Annotated in this window: 1 protein-coding gene and 1 pseudogene; both read right to left on the bottom strand. The window is 32.8% G+C overall.

The annotated features are described in order from the left end of the window. Positions 1-769, bottom strand: a pseudogene (locus tag GSA01S_RS10140) (transposase); the annotation flags it as partial. Between the two features lie 3 nt (positions 770-772). Continuing rightward, a partial coding sequence (locus GSA01S_RS10135) for a phage lytic cycle repressor MrpR family protein (protein ID WP_066127257.1) occupies positions 773-1507 on the bottom strand: 735 nt, incomplete at its 5' end.

The following is a 1507-nucleotide window of genomic DNA, read 5'->3' as shown; positions in this document are numbered from 1 at the left end:
AATCAAAAAAATTAAAAAACTCTCTTAATTTTGACGCCATATCAACTACATGGGAAAAGCTACGTGTATTTAACATTAACTTACAATACTTCTTGACGATTTCTTTAAAATAATCATTTTCAAAACCCTTAAAATTGATTGTATATTCGTAGGACATTGGATTTACCTTATCTTCCGGCAATGAAAGTTTTCTTAGATCCCAAACATCTTTATCCCATTCTTCACCATCAAAATAGAAATCCTCATAGAACTCCATACACTGTTTAAGATTAGTAACGTAGTAGGAGTTCGCTTGTACAGAAATTTTATTTTGATTTATATCGAGCTTGTAATTTTTAGTCGTAGATTTTACTCCTTGTTCTACTAAGTAAGTTCGGTATTCCGCCAAAGCTTTTACTATAGGCACTTCAGTTATAGAGGTAATATCGGGATATTTTAAATTTAAAAATCCCAACATTCGACTTATCACTGTTCCTTTTCTAATCCAAACAGTTTTTGCACTCCAAGTTCCATTATTTAAGAGAACATAATAAAAGTATTTTAATTCTGTTTTTAACCAGATGTTTTCTACTCTATCAAAATTTACCCAACGATTTCTTAACGAAGGATTCTTACTTAACTCTATCGCACTAGGATGTGGGCAAATTCTTATATCCCATCTATCTGCTGCCCAAAACCCTTGTAAGACACCAGTCATATCCGCTATTTTTTTATTAATCTCTGTCTTAGTGACGAGCTTTCGATTTGTTGCAACGCTTGGAAATTTCATTTTTTATGTTTCTCTCCCTTGGAGATACGCTTTATATTCATTTTTCATATCTTGATCAGAAAGATGAACGTATGTATCAAGTGTTGTTTGTACATGTGCATGACCTAACCTTTTTTGTACGTACGCAGCATCCCATCCACTTCTAATGAGTTCTGTGGCATGCGTATGACGTAACATATGGGCAGTGAAGGTAATCCCTGTCCGTTTCACCAATCGCCTTATAAGATCTAATACACTTTGATATTTTAGAGGTTTCCCAAAATAAGATTCTTTGAGATTTATAAATATATAATCATGCTCCAAATCTTCCCCATATTCATGAACTAAATAATCGGTGTATAAAGCCATTAATTCCTTGCTAACATCGATTGTTCGTTCTTTTCTAAGCTTAATATAAGCCCCATTTTCATTGTGATCTCTTGGCGTGATATTAATCTGATTATCCCAAGTAGAAATATCTTCGATACGAAGGGATAATCCCTCTCCTACTCGAAGTCCTCCTTCATACATAAGCATAATAAGTAACTTATCTCTTTTTGTATGACACGCATCGATTATTGCTTTAACTTGTTCGTGTTCTAATACTTGTACAATTTTCTTTTTGACCCTAAGCTTTAAAATGTTTTTTTGATAAGATTTACCTTTAGAAATATGGTGAAGAAATCCCTTAAAATTTCTTCCCCTTGCTTCTTTAGTCATATCTATAGCCTTAAAATCTCCTGTACGATTTAAATACTT

Origin of the sequence: Globicatella sanguinis NBRC 15551 (genome assembly GCF_001552295.1) — a bacterium.
Classification (GTDB): Bacteria; Bacillota; Bacilli; order Lactobacillales; family Aerococcaceae; genus Globicatella; species Globicatella sanguinis.
The sequence above is the reverse complement of the archived record's forward strand: the minus strand, read 5'-3'. Positions and strand labels throughout refer to the sequence as shown.